Origin of the sequence: Pelosinus propionicus DSM 13327 (assembly GCF_900114615.1) — a bacterium.
Classification (GTDB): domain Bacteria; phylum Bacillota; class Negativicutes; order DSM-13327; family DSM-13327; genus Pelosinus; species Pelosinus propionicus.
Genome location: NZ_FOTS01000041.1, coordinates 1 through 19,555 on the forward strand (window position 1 = coordinate 1; position 19,555 = coordinate 19,555).

Consider the following 19,555-nt stretch of genomic DNA (forward strand, 5'->3'; position numbering starts at 1 on the left):
GAATAGATGCCGTTCATGTACCCATAGACAAGAATTTTAAATAGACGCTTCGGTGATCTCTCGATTCTCCCCATTCGGGAGTACGTAGTGTACAGTTTGCTATAATCCAGCCTTTCTAACACTGCGCTGAGTAACCGTACCGAGTCATCTTCTGGGATCATCTCGCCGATGTCCATCGGCAAGACTAGTTGATATATATTTGTGTCTGTTATATAATTTGCTTGTATTTTCATGTTCCAACAAACTTGATTTTACACAAAAAAATGGCTCCCGGCTACTGCCGGTTGCCATTTTTGTTTTTTAGGGCTAGTGCGACAGCCCCTTTATTCTTACTATAATAGCCCAAATATCTGTTTTCTCATGTTACTGGCAGCTTTGATAATTGCCAACTCCCTAGACCATCGAGTTCTAGTTTTAATGTATGAAATTTCTTTAAAGCATCTTGATGTCCGACGCTGATGAGTACGGTATTAGGCAGAGTTCTTTTTAAGAGAGCATACATGTATAATTCCGTCTCTGTATCGAGAGAAGACGTTGCTTCATCAAGCAGCAGCCACTCTGGTCGATGCAGTATTGCCCTGGCAATTGCTAATTTTTGTTGTTCACCTAAGGACAAAATTTGCCCCCAATTATTTTCTTGATCTAATTGTTCTATGAGGAAGGATAGCTGGCAAAGTTTTAACGTTTCCCGCATAGCAAGTCTCGTGATGGGAGTATGAAGGTTAGGGTATAAGAGCACATGGTACAATGTGTGGATGGGAATATAAGATTTTTGCGGCAGGAGAATTATTTTCTCCTTCGGTGGATGTGTAAGCGTTCCTTGGGAGAAAGGCCAAATACCGGTTAAGGTCTTTAGCAGTGTACTTTTTCCGCATCCCGATGGACCTGTTATGAGAATATGATCCTTGGCAGTTACCCGCAGAGACAAGCTTTTTAATAAGAATTCGTTGCGAGGACATTGTATAGAAAGGTCTTTTGCGATAAAGGAGTCGTTTACAGGAGGATGTATCGTAAGATCTTGTGTTGCTTTTAGTAATAATTGGGCTTTTCGCATATTTTGAGAAAATCGTGCAAGGCGAATCAGGATGGATTGCCAGTCTGCAATTTTGCCAAAACTATCAATAATGTAAGAGAGAGCTGAATGGACGTACCAATAGGCTCCTGATATTTCAAAAAGTTGACCCAGTTGTATTTCATTATTGAAATAACGAGGGGAGGCCATAAGAAAAGCAAAAATAATGGATACTTGAGAATAAATTACAGTAAGCCAAGTTATATTTTTACTGGTGATTGTAATTTTTCCATAGTTGGTATAAATATTGTGAAAAATACGCATGAATTTATTTTTTTCGGCTGTTTCTCCATTATATAATGCGATACTTTCATCATTTTCTCGGAAACGGACAAGAGCGTAGCGGAAATCAGCTTCATAGCCCTGTTGCAAGACATTGAGTTTTACCAATGGGCGGCCTATCCAGGTGATCAGGCTGGTGCCTACAATGGAATATCCTATTGCTGCCCAAACTAGATAACCATAGATGGTTATGGAAGTTTGATTAACCGTAAGAATCATATTTCCAGATAACTGCCATAGAACGGTAATGAAGGTAATGAGGGTAGCAAGTTGTTTTAGTAGTCCTAGAAAGAGGCTGAGTGTGCTAGTGGCAAGTAGATGTACATCTTCGCTAATACGCTGATCGGGATTGTCTGTATTATGGAGTAAATGATTCATATAATAATAAGTTTTATCATGAAGCCAGCGCTGCAGATAATGATGAGTCATCCATCGCCGCCAATGCATTTGCAGCATCATCTGAAAAAAGACCTGAAACCCGGAGATAATAATATAAACACTGCCTATAAGGCTAAAATCAAATAAAGCACTAATGAAACCGGCATAATTGTAATACTGAAGTTGATGATAAAAGTTCCCTTGCCAGTGATTTAAATAAAAATTAATCAGAACAATTCCTATATTCAGCGTTATGGTTGTAAGGAGCAATCCCCAGGCCAGCGGTGCTTTTTTTGAAAACCAATAAGAGGTGATTAACTGCCAGGAAGTAGTATGTAGACTGGGTTTTCCTTGCTGCACGATTGTCCTCCTTGCCAGATAACTCCATTGTAGTTATTATATAGACATGATAAATATATGTAGACAGTTCGTATAATATGATGAGGCCTGCTTTTATTAAAAGGTTAGATATCTATTTATGTAAATAGGATCAATTAAGTGAAAACTAATTGACAGCAGGGCTGGAGTATGGTATTTTAAACAGGTAAGTTACAAAAGGTACAATCTAATAAGAAGAGATAGGTGCCCGCAAGGGCTTAATAGGGAAGTTCGGTTGAATGCCGGCGCGGTCCCGCCACTGTATTGGTGAGCGACTTCAAGTATATGCCACTGGGAATAAAAATCCTGGGAAGGTTTGAAAGAGCGATGATCCAGAGTCAGGAGAACTGCCTATTTGACAATCGCCATTTGACCTGCGAGGAAACAGGGAGGAGATTATTCGAGGCATCTATTTGATAGGTTTGTTTCAAGTTGTTATTCAACTGATACTAGTGGAAAAATAGGTTTCTCAAATAGTCAATTCTTCCAGAGAAGAGTTAGGTTTGACTAGTTGAGAAATCTATTTTTTATTTGTCAAAAGTCATACAAAAAAATTACGATTCTTAAAAGGTGGTGTAATATAGGGATTTCCTTCTTTAAGAGTCAAATTAAATTTTACCTAGTGGTCTCTATTTAAAAATAGAATAGAAAGAGATAGGTGCCCGCAAGGGCTTAATAGGGAAGTTCGGTTGAATGCCGACGCGGTCCCGCCACTGTATTGGTGAGCAACCTCAAGATGTGCCACTGGGATGATTTCCTGGGAAGGTTTGAGTGCGCGATGATCCAGAGCCAGGAGAACTGCCTATTTGACAGTCACCGTTTGACCTGCGAGCGATGGGAAGGAGATTATTTGAGGCGTCTACTTTATAGGCTATTTTGGGTTGTCTTTTACTTAAAATGGTTAAGCAAAATGGATCTCTCTTATAATCATCTTTTATGGCAAGAGGTAAAGATGATTATAAGAGAGATCCATTTTACATTGAAACAATAAAAAATATAAAACTTACTGGAGGCTATATAACATGGAATTAACAAGTGAAATTATGGGGATACAGCAACAATACAAGAATGGCTTCGCAATTAAACAAGATAACCAGAAGACTAAAAAAGAAATACGAACGAAGGATATTACAAAGACACAATGGTTCTGGGATATTGCTGTTCTGTCTTAGCCGTAAATGAGAGCAGTATTAAGTACTAGCCTGGCTGAAGGTAGTGAGGAAATGTTTGGGAATCCTCCGCCTCTTGTTGCTGGAGGATTTTCATTTAAGGACAGTGAGCCTTTGGATTTAAAGCAGCGTTATGAATGCCATATTTAAATTTATTTTAGGAGGAAATGATGAGGATAACAAAAAAACAATATCTGTTTTTGGTGATGATCGTGTTGGTTTCATTCTTATTTACCGGCTGTATAAATAAACAAGTAACGAGTGATGGATCTAAAGAACAACAAGGACGAGTTATAATAAATAATCATAAACGTGTGATTGAATTTGTAAATGTTCCTCAGCGAGTAGTTACTCTAAACCAGCATGCAACTGAAATTATGCTGGCACTGGGACTTTCGGACAAAATAGTAGGAACAGCCCATAGGGACGGTGAAATTCAGGATGAATACAAGGAACAATATAACAAACCTCCAGTCTTATCAGATACATATCCTTCAAAGGATACTTTATTAACAGTAAAACCTGATTTTATTTATGGTTATAACGAAGCTTTTGAGGATAAGTGGATTGGTACTGTAGATATTCTTGAAAAGCAAAATGTTAAGTCCTATATCACCCAAGGGGGACTTAAGGAGCATGCAACGATTCAGGAAGTGTACAATGATATTAACAATATCGGAAAAATTTTTCATGTTGAAAAAAATGCACAGGATCTCATTAAAAGTATGAAAAATGAGATTCAGCAAGTTAAAGAAAAAACTGATATTATCGATAAGCCGGTCAAAATTATGGTAATTGATGAAGCGACAGGGAATCAGGTTCTAATTGCAGGAAAATCGCTGGAAAGTGATTTAATACGTTTAGCGGGCGGCGATAATGTTTTTGGACATTTAGAGAAAAGCTGGGAAAAAACAGACTGGCAGGAGATCATAAGACGCAATCCAGAAGTGATCGTGGTTAATGAGTATGCTGGGACATCAGCCCAAGAGACAATACAAATGCTTGTAAAGAATCCGGCATTATCAGAGGTAGGAGCTATCAAGAAACAACGATTTGTTATTTTTTCTTTCAATGATATGAATGGAGGAATCAGAAGCGGTAAAACGGTTCAATGGTTAGCTAAAGCTTTTTATCCACAGTTATTTCAATCATGATTCTCTTGCATTGACAAATCATACCGCTTGTTATACGATACAAGCGGTATGGTAAAAAGTACATATAGATGGTATAGGTGCCCGTAGGGCTTAATAGGGAAGTTCGGTTACATGCCGACGCGGTCCCGCCACTGTAATGAGGAGTATTCCCCTAGGTTTACCACTGAGATAAAATCTTGGGAAGGTTTGAGGAAGCGATGATTCTAAGTCAGGAGAACTGCCTATATAACAATCACCAATTGACCTGCGAGTGATGGGGAGGGGATTAAGTACAGATGCTAGTTGTATTTTTTCTGGCGCATAAAGGCTGGAATTTTAATAGAATGAGTCAAATTACTTAATGAAAACTTCAATCTCCTAACCATTGGTTAGGAGGTTTTTATATGTATTCACTAGCAGAAAAGAAGAAATAAGGAGTGGCAAATGATGAAAAAGGCTATTGTAGTTGTGAGTTTTGGTACAACCTATCAGGAGGGGTTACGACTCAATATTGAAAGCGTGGAAAATAAAATTAAAGCGAACTTTCCCGAATATGAAGTTCGCAGAGCCTTTACATCTCGAATCGTTATTAAAAGATTAGCAGCCAGAGATGGTATCCACATTGATACAGAAACAGAAGCAATCCAAAGGTTGGAGGATGAAGGATACAAAGAAGTATATATTCAGCCCTTGCATGTGGTTGGCGGCGAAGAATTCGACAAGATTAAAAACACCGTTGCCCAATACATTCATAAGCACCAAAAGGCATTTGACAAAATTATAATCGGTCGTCCTTTGCTTTATTATACCGGACAGGAAGACAGACCAGATGATTATGCAGAAGCAATTGAGGCTTTGACGGCACAATTGCCTACTGTGGAAAGTCAGAAAGCCATTGTGTTTATGGGACATGGCGGTGTACATCCTGCCAATACCGCTTATGCTGCATTGCAGATGAAAATGGAAGAAGCAGGGCTAAATCATGTATTTGTGTATACTGTAGAAGGTTTCCCCCCGCTGGAAAGTGTGATTGCAAAGTTAAAAAAATGGGATATCAAGAAAGTAACATTGATGCCATTTATGCTGGTTGCCGGTGATCATGTCAATAATGACATGGCTGGCGATGAGGACGATTCTGCGAAATCCCAGTTAGTAAAGGCGGGTTTCACAGTGGATGTCTATCTTCATGGCTTAGGAGAAAATGCGAAGATTCAAGATCTTTATGTGCAGCATCTTAAGGATGCCATGAACCAAAAAAGCCGGATATGGTAAGTGCAAGCATTAAAATACGATAATTACATAGGTAAATAACGTAATAGCTAGATGTTTCTTGTAAATATCTAGCTATTCTATAACTGTTATCTGTACTTGATACGAATAAAAAAGGATGCGCAGTCTTCTCTCTAGGAAGTCAAATCAAGAGAACTTATATGGAGTTGCATTATAATTTAACTGTGCCTGCACCTATGTTATTTGAAAGAGTAGAGGAGTTGGTGCTTGCTTATGGCAATTAGTAAAAAAAATGTAATTACAATGAAACGAAGCTACAGTTGTAGTATGTCTGGCGTGTGGAATGCTGTGGCGCACAATCAGGGAGCTTTAGTGATCTATCATAGTCCCAAAGCCTGCGGACATGTCACTCATACTATGGAGTTAGGGAGTTATTATCGGTCCTTAGCAAGGCAGGAAATGAATTGGCAGCAATATACCGCACCATTAATTACAAGTAATTTAAAGGAAGAGCACTCTATTTTTGGCGGCACTGAGCAATTACGTAAATGCATTGATTACGTAGTTAAGAGGTATAAACCAGAGTATATTGTGATCGCAAGTTCCTGTGTAGCCGGTGTGATTGGTGATGATGTCAAGTCAGTAACGACTGCTGCGCAAGGGATGTGGAATATTCCTATGCTATCAGTCGATTCTCAGGGCTTTTTTAACGATTATGATACTGGCTATTATCAGGCTGGCCTTACATTAATAGAGCGTTTTATGTGTAAGCAGGAAAAGAAAAAAAATACTGTTACTTTATTGGGGGATCGGGGCGGTCCTCAAGGAATTGATGTACAGGAAATTAAGGAACTGCTTGTGATTTTTGGACTTGATGTTCATTGCCAGTTTCCAGGGTATGCTTCTTTAGAAGAAATACAGCAGGTACCATCGTCCTCTCTTTGCGTTTTATTGGGAGGACGAGCAAAGTCACATCTGGGGATTCACACCTTAGCCGCTGATTTAGAGACAAAATTTGATATTCCTTTTTTTGATGCACCATGCCCTATTGGGCGGCAGGAAACCAAAGATTGGCTTAGGAGGATGGGGCAGTTATTAGGAAAAGAAAAGGACGCTTTAGCAGCAATCCGTCAACAAGAAGAAAAATTACTGCATGCAATTGCTTCCTATTCTTCTAAGTTGGAGAATGAAAAAGTAGTACTATGCATTGGTCGTCCTCTTCTTTATTTCCAACCCGCATGGGCATTGGAGCTGCTTGCGCAGGCTAAAGTAAATGTAACGGGAATTATTCTATTAAAAGGGCTGACCGAACAGCAGCAGCAAGAGATGAGAATAGAATTAGAAAAATACACGTTAGCGCCCATTCGGCAAGAAGATGAAGACAAGGAATTAGAAAAGGCAGAAATAGCTGTTACGACTCATGAATTATCCGATTCGATACCGCGACAGTTCTTTTTGCCTGTAATACCACCTGTAGGTGTAGGTGGAATGATAAGGTTACTCTGCAAATTAGCAAGGCTAGCAGGGCGATCGAAAGAGAGAAGAGGAATTGTATATGGATAAGCAGGCATGGGATAATGTGCATACTCAGTTTAATAGTTGTGCTTTGACTGGTGCTGCAGCTTTTTTTGCTGGCATACCAGATTCTGCTGTTGTTGTGAATGGGCCCTTATGGTGCTATTTTTATGCTTTGCGGTACATCGAAAGAGCATGTCCAACCGTAGGGAATCGTTTTTATTGCACTCAGCCAGATAATAATGCGGTGATCTATGGTACCGAGGATTGTCTAATGGAAATATTAGAGGTTATCAGAGAAAAATCTAAGCCCTCTGTATTGTTTATCGAAAATAGTTGTGCAATTAGCTTAATCGGCGATGATGTTGCTGGGATTGCCAAGCAGGCGAATTTGTCTTGCCCGGTAGTGAGTCTGGATAGTGGCGGAATAAAGGGGACCTTTAGCGAAGGATACCAAGCGGGAGCTAAGGCATATTTTTCTAAGATTCCACTGCAGTCTCGCGGAGAAGCAAGACCTCGTACAGTAAATTTGCTAGGCTGTACATTGGGGTATTATAATGCTGCTAACGATATAGAGGAAATAAAACGTTTATTGGCATTAGCTGGTTACCAAGTATTAGCCTGCCCCGGGGCGGGTAGCAGTACCGAAGAAATTGCTGCTATGACAAAAGCAGAGTTGAATATTGTAATTCACGAGGAACTGGGAGACGGTATTGCACAATATTTACAGAAGGAATATGGAATGCCTTACCTATCCTTGCTGCCGCCTTATGGTATGGAAGGATCAATGAGGTGGCTGAGAACCATTGGGCAAATTATGTGGATGAGTGATGCTAGTTTCGCACCTGTACTGCAAGAAATAGATGATTTGAGTAAAAAAATGGATGGGGCAATATTAGATATGCAGCGAATTTGGGGTGATTTATGGTTTGATCAGACACTCATTGCTGCTACCTCTTCAATTGCTTTAGGTATAGCAGAAGCCCTGCGGTTAGAATGGATCGATACGGGATTTTTAAGCGTAATACTGCAAAATGGCATTTTATCCAATGCCGTGCCAGATTGTATTGATAGAATCTTGAGTGGGCAAGGTGACAGTCAGGCAATCGAAAGTCAGCTGGCAGGATTGACAGGAGGACTTCTGCTGGGCAGCAGTAATGAAAAAGCGTTGCTGCAGCAAAAGGCAGTGCCTAATGTGCTTTGTCAAAATATTGCTTTGCCGGTGTATGATGAAATCATTCTTAGTACACGTCCCTTCATGGGGATACGAGGTGCTTGCCATATGAATGAAAGACTCTGGAACCAATACATTAGCCGCTGTCAACAGGGAGTTTAAATGGAGATTATGTAAGTTATGTTGTAGTGCATTTGATTAGTGAAAGGAGATATTTCATGAAACTGTGTACCTTATCAACAGGTGATATTGCATATAAATATTATAAAAGCATTGTGATTTTATTTGGGAGGCCACGCAAGGTACTTAGTACTTCTGTGTATAATGGTGGATATCGTGAAGATTTAACAGCTGTATTTAATCACGATTGCAATCCAGGCGCGGGTATGGCTTATGAATTGCGTGCCCCTACTTATGAGGAACACATGCGGTTGGTAGCGCAAGATGTGGGGCTCCATGCAGATTCTGTTTCTGGTATGGCAACAGCTGCCTCTATGGATAATGTAGCGATTCAATCTGAAAGTTATGAAAATCTGCAGGTAACAGCTTTGGTAACAGGCGGTATCGAAGTGAACGGGGGAAGGGTAGGCGATCCTGCTGCTTATTTTCAGCCTATTGAGAAGTCTACATTACAAAAACCAGGTACGATTAATATAATACTGATGATTGACTCCGATATGCCGCCAGGGACATTGTCCAGGGCCTTGGTTACTTGTACGGAGGCTAAGACAGCAGCATTACAGGAATTGATGGCTGGGAGTAATTATTCCAATGGTTTGGCAACCGGTTCAGGGACGGATCAAACAATGATTATTGCGAATCCCCATTCTCCGTTATATTTAGAAAGTGCAGGGAAACATTCGAAATTAGGTGAACTAATTGGCTGTGTGGTGAAGAAAGCTGTTAAAGATGCTTTAAAACAGCAATCTGGTCTTTGTCCTCAAAAACAGCATAGTGTACTGCGACGCATAAAACGCTTTGGTGTAGTAGAAGAGACGATATGGCAGAGTTATCGGAAAGATCATGCAGGGGCAATCATAAAAGCTGAATTTTTAGAGCAATTATATGTTATAGACCAAGATGAGCAATTAGTAACGTACACATCCTTGTATGTTCATTTACTGGATCAATTAATATGGAAACTGTTAACTAGTAAGGAAGTGATAGAAGCTGGAAATGCAATACTATGCTTAGCTGCAGCTAAATTTGGCGCAGAATGTCCTGTAATTCAGCAACCAGATTTAGAAAGCTGCCTAAGTGCATGGCAAAAATTATTACATAACATCATGGAAATCAGAACGGACATGCTTGACTGGAGCTAGTCACAGTTAAAGCAAAAAAGAGATATATCGTTTGTTAATATCATGATATAGTAAGAAAAGAGGAGGGCGTTATATGGAAAATAGACATGGATTAATACTTGTTAACACAGAAAATGGCAAAGGAAAAACAACAGCAGCTTTAGGTCTTGGATTAAGAGCTTGGGGACAGGGATTCAAAGTGTTGATTATACAGTTTATTAAAGGCAGCTGGAAGTATGGAGAATTAAAAGCGGCAGAGGCTTTGGGATCTAAATTTGTAATGCGTCAGATGGGGGAAGGTTTTGTTCGCAATGCAAGCGAAGACGCTATGGCAGAGCATCGCCATGCAGCCGAGGAGGCATTGGCGATGGCGCGAAAAGAATTTGAATCAAACCAGTGGGATATGATTATTTTAGATGAAATTAACTATGCGATTAAGTTTGGTGTTCTATCTCTGGAAGCAGTATTAAATTTATTAGAGGATAAGCCCTCTGCCTTACATCTTGTGCTGACAGGCAGGGATGTCCGTCCTGAGATTGTTGAAAAGGCGGATTTAGTAACAGAAATGAAGGAGATTAAACATCCTTATAAAAAGGGGATAAAGGCACAAAAAGGGATAGAATTTTAAAAGAAATCATTACACTGAATTGCTTGACAATTCATTAAAGATATTATAAAGTGAATCTTATAACATGTAAAAAAATTCATATGGATGGTATAGGTGCCCTTTGAGGCTTAATAGGGAAGTCCGGTTTCATTCCGGCACGGTCCCGCCACTGTAATGAGGAGTGAACCCATGATTATGCCACTGAGACAAAGTTCTTGGGAAGGTATGGGGGAGCAATGATTCTAAGTCAGGAGAACTGCCTATATAGCAATCACCGCTAGAACCTGCGAGAGATGGGGAGGGGATTTGTACGATAGTTTTTTTATTGTGCTTATTTTTCCCCGACGTATATATACGTCGGGATTACTATTTGCTTTATGCTATTGTAAAATCTCTTGACCTTTTTAGGTTAAGAGATTTTTTTATGGCTATTGTTGGAGAACTGCAAAAAAAGGGAGGTATTGTGTATGGTTACAAGTCTTTCAACCTATATGTGCAAAGAGGGCAATAGTTGTGGATTGACAGGTGCATCAACCTTTTTTTCAGGTATTCCAGATGCTGTAATGGTGCTTAACAGTTCCTTGTGGTGTTACTTTTCAGCTCATGAGTATATTGAAAAACAATGCCCAACCGCAAGAATGCGCTTCTTTTGCTCCCAGAGGAACAAAGATGCTGTATTTGCTGGTACAGAACAGTATTTGCTGCATATTTTACAATCCATACAACAGACGGCTCAGCCATCGGTAGTGCTGCTGGCTAACAGCTGTACTGACAGTACCCGTAATGAGGATCTTTTGCAAATTGCCAAGCAGGCAAACCTGAATTGCCCTGTAATTTGTCTGGATCGTCATGATTTGGAAGAAGGATTTTGGGCAGGGTATCAGGCAGCTGCCAAAGCTTATTTTCGTGAGGTGCCCCTGCAGCTTCGTACTGCTATAAAGTCGGGGACGGTTAATCTTTTAGGATGCAGTGTTGGTTATTATAATGCAGTCCATGACCTGCAAGAGCTGCGACGCATGCTAACCTTAGCTGGTTATGAGGTAATTGCTTGTCCGGGGGCAGGAAGTACGATGCAGGAAATTATTAATATGACGCAGGCACAGCTGAATATTGTAGTTCATCATGAACTAGGACATGAGCTGGCAGAGCTTCTAGAAGAGCAGTATGATATGCCCTATGTATCCTTATTGCCCCCTTATGGGATACAAGGTTCCTTAAGCTGGCTAAAAGCGATTGATTACTACATGTCAGGGGAGAGTAATGGATTAAAAGCTCTTCAGCAGGAAGCAAATTACCTAGAACAAAAGCATGGAATTATGAATAAAGAACAGCAAAAGATTTGGGGAAATATCTGGTTCGACAGTGTTTTGATTGCTGCCCCTGCTTCTGTAGCCTTTGCTATATCTCAGGCAGTACGAGGAGAGTGGATAAATGCAAAGAAAATCATAACTGTATTGCAAAATGGTGTTGCCTTTAAGCAGAGTTATCCTGAATATGTTGGAATTGTGTTAGATGGATATAAGGATCAGCAGAAAATTGAACAACACTTGACAGGTTTACGAGGCGGATTGCTGATGGCGAGCAGCAAAGAGAAAGCGATCCTGCATCAAAAAGCAGTGAAAGACGTGGCTTATCAGCATATTTCTTCACCTGTTTACGATGAAATGATCCTTAAACATCGACCATTTATGGGGTTGCAAGGAAGTAGTCGTATGATAGAAGGTTTGTGGAATCAGTACATACAAAGACAAGAGAAACCTGATTTTATCAAAAAAGCAATGGTCACCTAAAGCCAAGTATTATTTATATAAGAAGATAGGAGGAAAAATGTGGGGAAGAATATAAAGTTAAAACAAGCCAAGTTATGTGCCTGCGTGCTGGGAAGTGCTCTACTATTATATATCCCGAATGTACACGCTGCAGAGGCGGAAGAGCAAGAAGAATATTCCTTTGATCAAGTGGTAGTAACAGCTACTAAAACACCAGTAAAGGTATTTGAAGCTAATGCTAATATGACAGTAATTACACGGGATGAGATTGAAAAAAATCATTATCATGATCTGGTGGAAGTGTTGCGGGATGTACCAGGTGTTGCTGTGTATAATTACGGCGGCGGTGTAGGGTATGAGGAAACTAATGGATTAAGAATTAATGGAGCAAAAGAGATTGTCGTATTGGTAGATGGTATAAAAGTCAATGCTGCTACGAGTGGGCCTTTTCCTTTTGGTGCCTATAGCGCTCTTGAAAATATTGAAAGAATAGAAGTACTAAAGGGGTCTGCATCTGCATTGTATGGTTCCGACGCCAAAGGTGGCGTGATTAATATTATTACCCGCAAAGCGGAAAGGAATAGCACCTCTCTAACCCTTACAGGAGGCAGTAATGGTAAGGAAAGCTATTCGCTGCTGAATCAGGGAAAATCAGGGGATCTTAGCTGGGTAATAACGAGCCAGAAAGATATCTTAGGAGATTATAAAGATGGTCATGGTGTAAGAATTCCCCAACATCGAAACGGAGAGACTAATTCATTTAAGCTAACTCAAAATATCAACGATGACTCTGATGTAACATTGATGTATGAAAATTATAAGGCGGATTATCGTTATGCAGATAGTGCTTTTGGAACGGATAATCATAGAGCTGGAAATGCGGATAATTCTTCTTGGAAAATGATTTATAATAACAAGGTTTCGGAAAAAGGTCACAACCAAGTCTCTTTTTTCAATGGTGACTATGATACTACCTATGGAATAGGATCTACATGGGGTTCAACCACAACAAAAGTTAAGACTATTGGAATTCAAGAGCAATTCACGCAAAAAATGGATGATCGTCATATTTTTACTACGGGTTTTGATTTTAACCAGGATAAGGTAGTAAATTTGAATGGAGTTAAACTGATAAACCGGGCTTTATATGCACAAGATGAATGGAACATGAATAACCAATGGAAGTTAACCTCTGGTGTGCGGTACGATAACCATTCTGACTTTGGCAGTCATACAACACCCCACATGAATTTAGGATATAAGCAAAATGATAATACGAATTATTATCTTTCCTATAGTGAGTTCTTTATTGCTCCTACTCCAGTTCAACTATATGATGCTTCTTATGGAAATCGAGACTTAGATCCTGAAGATGGACGTACTATTGAAGCAGGTATAAACCACAAGTTTAATGAAACATTGACAGGTACATTTCACATATTTCAGAGGAAGTCGAATAACGTAATAGGCTTTGTATATACTGATTTGACCACATATGAAGGCCATTATATTAATAGAAATAAGGAGAAGGTACATGGCTGGGATGTACAATTAAATAAAAAATTCTCTAACGTGCTTAGCGGCTTTGTTGGCTTTACCGGCATCAGCACTGAAACCTCTGATCAGCAAGATAATGCAAACGGATATATACCAAAAGGTACCTGGAATGTGGGTTTAAATTATCGTCAGGATCGGTATGATGCTGCCTTACTTGGCCGTGGAATCATAAATCGAGTTGGTCCTACGCCTAGTAATGGATTGCCTGCATTACCTGCCAGCACATATTGGGTCTGGGATGCATCATTTAACTATAAAATTACAAAGCAAGCAAGAGCATTTATAAAAGTTAATAATATATTAGATAAATATTATGCAGAGTTTTCTAATGTTGCTTACGGATATCCTGACCCAATTGCCGGAGACTGGTGGTCAAGCCCTGGCCGCAATTATCAAATTGGTATTCAATATCAGTTCTAGGTTATCATAAGAAGATGCTACTAGTAGCATCTTCTTCATAAATAAACAATAAAGGACTTATACTATGTTACAACTTGTGAATTTATCCAATTATGCATCTGATCTGGAACTCATTCATAATAACCCTGTATGCTTAGAAGCTTTTTTGAATCATCATCATTTAGATGGCTTGGAAATGATGTTTTGTGATTCTTGGAATCCGCGTGTCCATAAGAAACAGTGGATACAAGGAGTGCATTTGCGTTTTTGGCCGAATTGGCTGGACTTCTGGCGAGGAGACAGGGCGGAACTGCTCAGGCAATTTGGCAGTGATGCACAAATTGAAGCTTGTTATGGCGCATTGACCCGTGAAGGCTGGCTAAATGTTTATCGTGAGAATCTTCGTATTGCTAAAATGGCAGGTGCCAAATATGTCGTCTTTCATGTCAGTCAGGCACGAATTCCAGAGTTGTTTCATTGGCAGTTTAGCTTCTCTGATCGACAAATCATTGAAGCTACGGTTGAGGTAATTAATGAGCTGGTTCAGAGTATACCAGGGGATATGGAATTATTATTTGAAAATTTGTGGTGGCCAGGATTAACTTTGAAGGATAAAGAGCTTACAGCGTTGTTACTTGATAGTGTAAAACATCCCAAGGCAGGGATCATGCTGGATATCGGTCATTTGATGAATACAAATCCAGAATTAAAGAATCAGGATGCTGGTGTAGATTATGTACTGAAGATAGTTGATAATCTGGAAGAATATAAACATTATATTCACGGTGTGCATTTGCATTATTCCTTGTCCGGAAATTATATCAAACAGAGTAGGGGTGCGGCTATGCCTCAAAAAGATATTTTGGCAGCTGCTATGAGTCATGTGCTGCGAATTGATGAGCATTTACCCTTTAGTTCTCCCTGCGTGAAGAAGATTATAAATTGTGTACAACCTACATACGTAGTACATGAGTTTATGTATACATCGATTAATGATTGGTCTGAAAAAATCAGGATTCAGCAGCAGGCCTTGCAATATAAGGAGCGTTAATAGATGAAAAAATTATCGTTTATTGCTTTACTCTTAAGTTGCTGCCTTTTGCTAGTTGGCGGCTGCAGTTCTAACCAATTGCCGGATGTACCTAAAACAGGAGGCTATGAAGTACAGGATTTCCAAGGGCATGTAATAAAACTTCCTCATAAGCCCAGCCGAATTGTGTCCTTGTCCTTGGGGACAGATGAGATACTGGTGGACCTGGTTCCAATGGAACGTATTTTAGCCTTGACCTATTTGGCAGATGACCCGGAAATATCCAATATAAGTGAAAAGGCTAAATCGGTATCCAAAAAGGTGAAGGCCAATCCGGAAGCAATTATTGCATTACAGCCAGATGTATTATTTATTGCTGATTGGCAGCCTGTAGAATTGGTTCAAACCATTCGTGACGCAGGAGTTCCTGTCTATGTATATAAAACACCCAGCAACATTGAAGATGTGAAACATGTGATTCGAGAAATTGCCGATGTTGTTGGAGAAGAACAGATGGGGCAGCAAATGGTAATCCAAATGGACAAGCAATTAGGAATGATTCAAAAATCACTGGAGAAAGTGAGTTCTGAAGAGCGAAAAACGGTAATCCTCTTCTCCCTAATGGGAGGAATCGGAGGACAAGGCAGCTTATTTGATGATATCTGCCGATATGCAGGTGTGGTGAATGGAGCAAGTAAAGTAGGCGTTGGTAAGAATGAAATGATGACTAAAGAACAGATTGTAGCTGCCAAGCCTGACGTTTTTATCATGCCAACCTGGAATTATAATGGCAAAACCAATGTAGAGGACTTTAAAACAGAGGTACGAGAGGATCCTGCATTTCAAAGCCTTAGAGCAATCAAAGAGGAGCAGCTATTCACGATTCCCGATCGGCATTTAAGCTCTTCATCACAATATATTGTACAAGGAGTAAAGGACGTTGCTAAGGCAGCCTATCCCCAGTATAGCCAATGAGAGAAACAATGCGAAAGAAGACACAAGGGAATCGAGATAAGGCTTGGAAGATTATGATGGTGCTTAGTATATTATTGCTCTGTATTATTGTGTTTTCTATATCTTGGGGGACCATAAGAGTTCCATGGGAAGATACCCTAGCAATTATTGGACAGCATGTGCCCATGATTAACGGATACTTCCCCTCTGTGAATGCCGAATTTCAGGCTGTAGTGTGGAATATTCGTATGCCCCGGGTACTTGTAGGGGTGCTAGTAGGAGCTGCATTAGGTGTATCGGGAGCTGTTATGCAGGGGGTATTTGGTAACCCTCTGGCTGATCCGGGAATTATTGGCGTTTCCAGTGGAGCATCTTTTGGAGCTGTTACTGCCATTGCTCTTGGTCTTACGTCTTATAGTATATTTGTTATGCCGATGTTTGCATTAGCCGGATCCCTTGCAGCAGTGAGCGCAACCGTTTTTTTATCTATGTCAAGAGGCAAAATTCCCGTGATGACTTTACTGCTGTCAGGAGTAGCTGTCAGTATGCTAATGGGAGCTCTAACATCTGGAATTTTGACGTTGATGAATGAGTATCGAGTACGAGAATATTTATTTTGGGTAGTAGGAGGTCTGGACTATCGACGCTGGGAGCATGTTTACCTGGCAGTTGTTCCAATTCTCATCGGCCTGATTGTTTTATGCTTGCTGGCACGGCATTTGAATGTTCTTGTACTAGGAGAACAAGAGGCTCGATCCGTAGGGGTACCTGTAGTTGCATTGCGCCTGCTTTTATTATTTGTGGCTGCTGCTACTACGGCAATGGCGGTATGTGTGAGCGGTACCATTGGTTTTGTCGGTTTAATTGTACCTCATATTATGCGAATTATAGTGGGACCGGAGCATCGATGGCTGCTGCCAAGCAGTGCCTTAGCAGGTGCTTTGTTCTTAGTGTTCTGTGATACCTTAGGACGAATGATTTTTCCTCCTAATGAAATTCGTGTAGGTATTATGACGGCATTATTGGGAGCCCCTTACTTCTTATATCTGCTGCGTAAAACGCAACAGTCTGGAGGAATCTCATGACACAGGAAATCATAGCCGCCTGTAATACTAGTATTGTATTTGGTGAGAAGAAAATTTTAGAGAATATTACCTGCAGCATAAGTGCTGGAGAATTTGTGGGGATTATTGGTCCTAATGGAGCAGGAAAAAGTACCTTGCTGCTTGCTTTGCGTGGGTTTGTGCCTTTAGCTGCAGGTGAGGTACTGTTAGCTGGTCGCCCCATTACAACTTTGTCTGATAAGGAACTGGCTCGTCAGGTTGCCTATATGCAGCAGGAAGTAAATGTAGGTTTTGGTTTTACTGCCTTAGAGGTGGTTTTAACTGGGCGCTATCCATATTTAAAATGGTGGCAGCATGAGCAGGCTGAAGATAAAGCAATAGCTCATCGATATATGGAGTTTACAGGAGTAGAAGCATTAGCGGAAAAACCGGTCCATTTGATGTCAGGCGGTGAGAAACAGCGTGTTTTATTGGCCAAAGTTCTGGCACAAGAAACGCCGCTTATTTTTTTAGATGAGCCTACAGCTAGCCTGGATTTAGTTTACCAGGAAGAAATATTTCGTTATTGTCAATTGATATCACAGCAAGGTAAAACGGTATTGATAGTAGCACATGATTTGAAATTGGCAGCTAAATTTTGCTCTCGGCTGCTGCTATTGGCAGAAAATACAATGATTGCGGATGGTCCTCCTGAGAAGGTGATAACCAAAGAAAATTTACAAGCTGCTTATGGTTTGCATGCTGCTGTATTTATGAATAAAGTAACTGGTAATCTAGATATCCACACCTACGCTGCTGATGATGATAATCCTAATAAAGATACGAAGGTTCATATTATTTGCGGCGGGGGATCGGGGGAAAAAATTATTCGTGTGCTTTATGAAAGGGGCTATCGGTTGACCCTTGGAGTAATACAGCCAGGTGATGCGGATGCTAATGCAGCAGAAGCATTTCATCTGTCTTGCCTGCTGGGGCAGCCTTTTTCAAGCATTGATGAACTGGCAGCTGAAGAAAATCGCAGAAAAATTAGTGCGGCCGATTGGGTGGTATTATCAGATTTAACCTATGGCGAACAAAATATTGACAATTTACAAGCTGCTTTTACGGCTAAAAATTTAATTGTGATTGAGGATACACCCATTGAAAAGCGGGATTTTCTTGAGGGGAAAGCAATTGAATTATATACAAAATTAGTAAAAATGCCTCAAGTTGCTGTGATGACATTTCCACAGTTTATTACATCCCTGGAGAAAAATATGTTGCCAGCAGTTCATAGATGACATGATCTGCGATTTATCCTTTTCCTCTATTGTGGGACAAGAGGATACGAAGTTGACATTGAGGTTTTGCAGGCATCTCAACTCATTGGTGAGACTGGAGTCAACAGTTTAGTGATTGTCACTGAGCAAGATTTTATTAAGCTGTATGACTTGTTAGTAGAAAATAGTATTCACGTTGTAAATGGTATGAAATGAAGAAAGGATTGATAATAAATGGAATTTGTATCACAATGCATTAATTTATTCCATCAAGGTGGCCCAGTCATGTATGTGATTGCAGGGTGTTCTTTGGCTGTAGTGACAATTGCAGTGGAGAGGTATATTTATTTCCGGCAGATGTCTACAGATACCCAGCTGTTTATTAATAAGCTGCAGCCTTTATTAGAAAGAAAGAAAATTGGTGAGGCCCAGCAATTATGTGAAGATACGCCCGCCGTAATCGGACGTTTAGCAGCAGAAGGGTTAGAAGCGTACCAAAAGGAGAGCAACATAGAGGTGGTTATGGAAGGAGCAGCCGCTTTATCAGCAGCCAGATTAAGAGAATATTTGAATTATTTAAGTTTCATTGTGACCTTATCCCCTTTGCTAGGATTATTAGGAACTGTAATTGGTATGATTAATTCCTTTAGTGTTTTCAATGTGAAAAATGGTCAGCCCATGGCTATCACTGGCGGAATTGGCGAAGCTTTAGTGGCAACCGCTACTGGTTTAATGGTTGCGATTATGGCGTTGGCTGCGCACACCTATTTTACTCATCGCTTAGATCAATTGGTTACGGATATGGAACAAGTCTATACTCTCATCATGACTCGACTGGCAGGCAATAAAAGGGCTCGGAGGGAAAATCATGAAATTGCGTAGCTTACGCATTGAGAAACAGCCGGAATTAATGATTATTCCCATGATTGATATTATCTTTTTTTTATTAATATTTTTTATGATGAGTACCTTATATATGGTTGAGCAGCATACTATTCCTATCAATTTACCGCAGGCTGCAGCTGCACAGAAGGAGCTTTCTAAAAACATTAATATTACGATTCTACAAAATGGTAATATCATGTTTGATCAAGAAGAAATTCCTTTTCCCTTGCTTCAAAAACGAATTAGTATCCAACTGGCGAAACAACCAGAAAATATATTTGTTGTACGAGCAGATAAACAAGCAGAGTATGGTCAGGTAGTGGCAGTATTAGATGAGCTCAAAATGTCAGGAGCACATAGGGTAGCTGTGGCTACTGATCGGAAAGGAAGATAGAGCGT

The 19,555-nt window shown here is 40.1% G+C and carries 18 protein-coding genes, 1 pseudogene and 4 riboswitches; of the genes and pseudogenes, 17 read left to right on the top strand and 2 right to left on the bottom strand.

Annotation, left to right across the window (positions count from 1 at the left end):
* Together BMZ99_RS18660 and BMZ99_RS18665 are read right to left on the bottom strand one after the other, a co-directional pair.
* Positions 1-233, bottom strand: a pseudogene (locus BMZ99_RS18660) (IS5/IS1182 family transposase); the annotation flags it as partial.
* Positions 234-358: 125 nt separating this feature from the next.
* Entirely contained in the window at positions 359-2,092 is a 1,734-nt protein-coding gene (locus tag BMZ99_RS18665; RefSeq protein WP_090940948.1) for an ABC transporter ATP-binding protein/permease, read from the bottom strand.
* A gap of 203 nt (positions 2,093-2,295) precedes the next feature.
* A riboswitch (cobalamin riboswitch) is annotated at positions 2,296-2,479 on the top strand.
* Positions 2,480-2,749: 270 nt separating this feature from the next.
* Positions 2,750-2,930, top strand: a riboswitch (cobalamin riboswitch).
* A gap of 202 nt (positions 2,931-3,132) precedes the next feature.
* Here BMZ99_RS18665 and BMZ99_RS26465 point away from each other — a divergent pair.
* The 17 genes from BMZ99_RS26465 (at position 3,133) to BMZ99_RS18735 (ending at position 19,550) form a co-directional block, all read left to right on the top strand.
* Positions 3,133-3,282, top strand: coding sequence for a hypothetical protein (locus tag BMZ99_RS26465; RefSeq protein ID WP_175490620.1), 150 nt, complete (start codon positions 3,133-3,135; stop codon positions 3,280-3,282).
* Between the two features lie 6 nt (positions 3,283-3,288).
* Complete coding sequence (locus BMZ99_RS26470) at positions 3,289-3,429, top strand: hypothetical protein (RefSeq protein ID WP_175490621.1); 141 nt, start codon at positions 3,289-3,291, stop codon at positions 3,427-3,429.
* Positions 3,430-3,446: 17 nt separating this feature from the next.
* Positions 3,447-4,433 carry an ABC transporter substrate-binding protein gene (locus BMZ99_RS18670; protein ID WP_245755047.1) on the top strand — a complete coding sequence of 329 codons (987 nt, stop codon included), beginning with the start codon at positions 3,447-3,449 and terminating at the stop codon, positions 4,431-4,433.
* 58 nt (positions 4,434-4,491) lie between these two features.
* A riboswitch (cobalamin riboswitch) is annotated at positions 4,492-4,672 on the top strand.
* Between the two features lie 184 nt (positions 4,673-4,856).
* Positions 4,857-5,684: a sirohydrochlorin cobaltochelatase gene (locus tag BMZ99_RS18675; protein WP_139214798.1), complete on the top strand. Its 828-nt coding sequence runs from the start codon at positions 4,857-4,859 to the stop codon at positions 5,682-5,684.
* A 231-nt stretch (positions 5,685-5,915) separates the two neighbouring features.
* Positions 5,916-7,205: a nitrogenase component 1 gene (locus tag BMZ99_RS18680; protein WP_090940954.1), complete on the top strand. Its 1,290-nt coding sequence runs from the start codon at positions 5,916-5,918 to the stop codon at positions 7,203-7,205.
* Positions 7,198-8,493 carry a nitrogenase component 1 gene (locus BMZ99_RS18685; protein WP_090940957.1) on the top strand — a complete coding sequence of 432 codons (1,296 nt, stop codon included), beginning with the start codon at positions 7,198-7,200 and terminating at the stop codon, positions 8,491-8,493. The genes BMZ99_RS18680 and BMZ99_RS18685 overlap by 8 nt, the downstream gene beginning before the upstream one ends.
* Before the next feature lie 56 nt (positions 8,494-8,549).
* Positions 8,550-9,653: an adenosylcobinamide amidohydrolase gene (locus BMZ99_RS18690; RefSeq protein WP_090940960.1), complete on the top strand. Its 1,104-nt coding sequence runs from the start codon at positions 8,550-8,552 to the stop codon at positions 9,651-9,653.
* 73 nt (positions 9,654-9,726) lie between these two features.
* Complete coding sequence (gene cobO, locus BMZ99_RS18695) at positions 9,727-10,260, top strand: cob(I)yrinic acid a,c-diamide adenosyltransferase (RefSeq protein WP_090940964.1); 534 nt, start codon at positions 9,727-9,729, stop codon at positions 10,258-10,260.
* 74 nt (positions 10,261-10,334) lie between these two features.
* Positions 10,335-10,517: riboswitch (cobalamin riboswitch) on the top strand.
* A gap of 189 nt (positions 10,518-10,706) precedes the next feature.
* Positions 10,707-12,029: a nitrogenase component 1 gene (locus BMZ99_RS18700; RefSeq protein WP_090940967.1), complete on the top strand. Its 1,323-nt coding sequence runs from the start codon at positions 10,707-10,709 to the stop codon at positions 12,027-12,029.
* 39 nt (positions 12,030-12,068) lie between these two features.
* Positions 12,069-13,985 carry a TonB-dependent receptor plug domain-containing protein gene (locus tag BMZ99_RS18705; protein WP_090940970.1) on the top strand — a complete coding sequence of 639 codons (1,917 nt, stop codon included), beginning with the start codon at positions 12,069-12,071 and terminating at the stop codon, positions 13,983-13,985.
* 64 nt (positions 13,986-14,049) lie between these two features.
* The gene (locus BMZ99_RS18710; protein ID WP_090940972.1) at positions 14,050-15,015 is read left to right on the top strand and encodes a sugar phosphate isomerase/epimerase family protein; all 966 of its coding nucleotides are present in this window, start codon (positions 14,050-14,052) and stop codon (positions 15,013-15,015) included.
* A 3-nt stretch (positions 15,016-15,018) separates the two neighbouring features.
* Complete coding sequence (locus tag BMZ99_RS18715; RefSeq protein WP_090940975.1) at positions 15,019-15,969, top strand: ABC transporter substrate-binding protein; 951 nt, start codon at positions 15,019-15,021, stop codon at positions 15,967-15,969.
* The gene (locus tag BMZ99_RS18720) at positions 15,966-17,033 is read left to right on the top strand and encodes a FecCD family ABC transporter permease (RefSeq protein WP_090940981.1); all 1,068 of its coding nucleotides are present in this window, start codon (positions 15,966-15,968) and stop codon (positions 17,031-17,033) included. The genes BMZ99_RS18715 and BMZ99_RS18720 overlap by 4 nt, the downstream gene beginning before the upstream one ends.
* The gene (locus tag BMZ99_RS18725) at positions 17,030-18,292 is read left to right on the top strand and encodes an ABC transporter ATP-binding protein (RefSeq protein WP_090941001.1); all 1,263 of its coding nucleotides are present in this window, start codon (positions 17,030-17,032) and stop codon (positions 18,290-18,292) included. The genes BMZ99_RS18720 and BMZ99_RS18725 overlap by 4 nt, the downstream gene beginning before the upstream one ends.
* Positions 18,293-18,358: 66 nt before the next feature.
* Entirely contained in the window at positions 18,359-18,487 is a 129-nt protein-coding gene (locus BMZ99_RS27430; RefSeq protein ID WP_281246844.1) for a hypothetical protein, read from the top strand.
* A gap of 18 nt (positions 18,488-18,505) precedes the next feature.
* Positions 18,506-19,153 carry a MotA/TolQ/ExbB proton channel family protein gene (locus tag BMZ99_RS18730; protein ID WP_090941004.1) on the top strand — a complete coding sequence of 216 codons (648 nt, stop codon included), beginning with the start codon at positions 18,506-18,508 and terminating at the stop codon, positions 19,151-19,153.
* Positions 19,140-19,550 (top strand): ExbD/TolR family protein, encoded by a 411-nt coding sequence (locus BMZ99_RS18735; protein WP_090941007.1) that lies wholly within the window; start codon positions 19,140-19,142, stop codon positions 19,548-19,550. The genes BMZ99_RS18730 and BMZ99_RS18735 overlap by 14 nt, the downstream gene beginning before the upstream one ends.
* The last annotated feature ends 5 nt before the right edge of the window (positions 19,551-19,555 follow it).